This is a genomic window from Streptomyces sp. NPDC057654, assembly GCF_042800135.1.
Classification (GTDB): Bacteria; Actinomycetota; Actinomycetes; order Streptomycetales; family Streptomycetaceae; genus Streptomyces.
On sequence record NZ_JBHVHQ010001037.1, the window covers coordinates 1 to 2,734 of the forward strand.

Annotated in this window: 5 protein-coding genes; 3 read left to right on the forward strand and 2 right to left on the reverse strand. The window is 70.8% G+C overall.

What is annotated here, in order from left to right; translation table 11 throughout:
- Nucleotides 1-204: 204 nt before the first annotated feature.
- The 3 genes from ACFU99_RS40035 (at nt 205) to ACFU99_RS40045 (ending at nt 1,697) form a co-directional block, all read left to right on the forward strand.
- Nucleotides 205-450: a hypothetical protein gene (locus ACFU99_RS40035; RefSeq protein WP_384402599.1), complete on the forward strand. Its 246-nt coding sequence runs from the start codon at nt 205-207 to the stop codon at nt 448-450.
- A gap of 2 nt (nt 451-452) precedes the next feature.
- Nucleotides 453-665 carry a hypothetical protein gene (locus ACFU99_RS40040; protein WP_384402602.1) on the forward strand — a complete coding sequence of 71 codons (213 nt, stop codon included), beginning with the start codon at nt 453-455 and terminating at the stop codon, nt 663-665.
- 249 nt (nt 666-914) lie between these two features.
- Nucleotides 915-1,697, forward strand: a complete 783-nt coding sequence (locus tag ACFU99_RS40045) for a VOC family protein (protein ID WP_384402605.1) — start codon at nt 915-917, stop codon at nt 1,695-1,697.
- Here the strand turns inward: ACFU99_RS40045 and ACFU99_RS40050 are convergent.
- Nucleotides 1,669-2,130, reverse strand: coding sequence for a hypothetical protein (locus ACFU99_RS40050; RefSeq protein ID WP_384402609.1), 462 nt, complete (start codon nt 2,128-2,130; stop codon nt 1,669-1,671). The two genes, ACFU99_RS40045 and ACFU99_RS40050, sit on opposite strands and share 29 nt — an antisense overlap.
- Nucleotides 2,127-2,734, reverse strand: a 608-nt coding sequence (locus tag ACFU99_RS40055) for an aminotransferase class I/II-fold pyridoxal phosphate-dependent enzyme (RefSeq protein WP_384402612.1), incomplete at its 5' end; no start/stop codon positions are given. The genes ACFU99_RS40055 and ACFU99_RS40050, both read right to left, overlap by 4 nt.

Genomic DNA, 2,734 nt, shown 5'->3' on the forward strand with positions numbered 1-2,734 from the left:
GGCAGCGGGCGCCCCTTTGATGGGCGTATCCGGATAGGACGAATTCTCCATACAGACCGCGCGGGGTGCGTGACTTCCTGGTGATAAATCCGGTGAATTCCGTATTCCTCTTGCCTGCCCCTGACCCATCCGGTGAGGCTGGCCTCCCGTTCCGCGTAGCGGGCGGGATTTCCGGTCAATAGCCCGACGCAGGAGGAGAATCACATGGCGTGGACTGCCGGAGGTGGCACCATCGCACCAGGTGCCATACAGGAATGGACTTTCGACTGGGGCGGCAATGGCGATGTCGGCCCGCAATTGATCCAGGCGCACCCGCTGAACCCCAACGGGTTGTTGTACACCTTTGAGATCGGAGAGGTATTGGTGGGCACCCACCTCTCCTACCGGGCCAGGGTCCGCAACGCCGGCCCCCTGACCGTCTCGTTCAACTGGCGTGGCGGGGGCGTGTGACCATGGCGACGATTCAGGTACTCATCGACGAAGCGGGAAATGTGCTGGGCACCGCGCAGAAGCCGAGCGCGAGCGAGGGCGAGGCCGCACCGGAGCAGGTGGGACTCGTCGCGGGAGCCGGACAGCAACTGGCCGAGGTGGAGGTCGCGGACGAACTGCTCGAAGGCTCCGCGGCCGATCTCTACGCCCATCTCAAACAGAATTTCCTGGGCTGACACCGGCTGGCACCGGCTGACACCGGCCGATACCGGCTCGCACCGCCGGATGACCATACGCATTTCATGAACCACATGAATCATGCGAAGAAGAGGAAACATCCGCACCTGGTGACGCCGTAACGGACGCCCCGCGCCCGGTTTTCGAACCGGCGCGGGGCGTTCTTCGCGTCATCGGCATCCAGGACGGAAGCTGTCCTGATTCGCCTCTACTGTCGGTCCCAGCCACCCGACCGGAGGAGACCGGCGATGAGTCATGTATCCACCAACCAGCCCGACGGCACGCCGACTTGGATCGATCTGAGCGTCCCCGATCTGCGACGCGCGATGGATTTCTACGGCGCGCTGTTCGGCTGGGAGTTCAAGGCCGGGACGCCGGAGACCGCGTACTACACCACAGGCTTCCTGCACGGGCGGCCCGTCGCCGCCCTGGTGTCGTCGGTATCGGCGCCCGGCGCGGAACCGGTCCGCCGCGCGTGGGACGTGTACTTCGCCACCGCGGACTGCGACGGCACGGCCGAGCGCGTCACCGCGGCGGGCGGCGTGCTCGTCGAGGGGCCGGCGAACGTCATGAAGCAGGGGCGGATGGCCATGGCCGTGGACCCGACGGGCGCCCGGTTCGGCCTCTGGCAGGGCCGCGCGCACGTCGGCTGCCAGATCGTCAACGAGCCCGGCGCGCTCATCCGCAACGACCTGGTCACCGCGGACCCCGAGACCGCGCGCGCCTTCTACACCTCGGTCTTCGACTTCACGCTCGACGCCAACGACGACCTTCCGGAGCAGGACTTCACGTTCCTGCGCCGCCCGGACGGCCATGAGATCGGCGGGATCTTCGGCCTCCCCCAGGCCCGCGCCTCCGCCTGGTCGACGGTCTTCGAGGTCGCCGACACCGACGAGACGGTACGGCGGGCCCGCGGTGCCGGCGGCGCGTCCGAGGCGCCGCAGGACAATCCGTACGGGCGGATCGCGACGGTCACCGACCCCTTCGGCGCCGAGTTCTCCGTCATCGCGAGGTCCCCGGCCGCCCGGTGAGGACGGCCTGAGCCTCTCCCTCGCGTCGCCCGAGCGCCCGGCGCAGGGGCACCGCCGTCGAGACGACGAAGATGCCGAACAGGGTGATGGGCAGCAGCCCGACCGGGCGCAGGAGCCAGGCGGGATCCTCGCGCAGCCAGCGCCAGTTGATGATCCAGTTGCCCGCGACGTCCGTCGCCATCACGGCGGCAGCCAGCGGCGGCCCCCAGGTCCGTACGAGCACCGCCCCGGCCACGGCCAGCGGGTCGAGGACGACCAGGCTCAGGAAGTAGAGCTGAAGCGGCGCCGGCCCGAAGGAGGCGTAGACGTGGACGCCGCCGCGCACGATGTCGGCGAGGTGCGCGCAGGCGCCCTCGGCGAAGCCGACCGCGTACGCGGCGAGCGTCCACCGCACCCACCGCGGCTGCCCGCCCCACCGCTCCCGCAGCCTCATGCCAGGACCTCCGCGCAGGCCGTACGGAGCCGGGCCGCGCCCTCCGCCAGTTCGGCGGGGCCCGCCGCGGCGGCGAAGCTCAGGCGCAGGTACGCGCCGGTCGCCTCGGCGGCGAAGTACGGGCGGCCGGGGGCCACCGCGACGCCCGCCCGGAACGCGGCGGCCAAAAGCGCGTTCTCGTCCGCACCCTCGGGCATGCGCAGCCACAAGAAGCAGCCGCCGGACGGGACATGATCGACCGTCACCTCCGGCAGCTCCTGGCACAGCGCGGTGAGCAGCGCCTCGCGCCGGGCGCGCAACTGGGCGGCGACGGTGCGCAGATGGCGCGGCCAGGCGGGCGCGCCGACGAGTTCGAGCACGGCTTCCTGCAAGGGTCGCGGCACGAAGAAGCTGTCCACGACCTGGGTGTCGCGCAGCCGCTCCAGGGCCGGGCCGCGGGCGACGAGGGCGCCCACCCGCATGCTGGGCGAGGTGACCTTGGTCAGCGAGGCGACGTGGACGACGATGCCGTCGGGGTCGTCGGCGCAGAGCGTGGGCGGCAGCGGCGGCGCGCCCTCGTGGACGAGGCGGCGCGCGAAGTCGTCCTCGACGACGAACGCCCCGG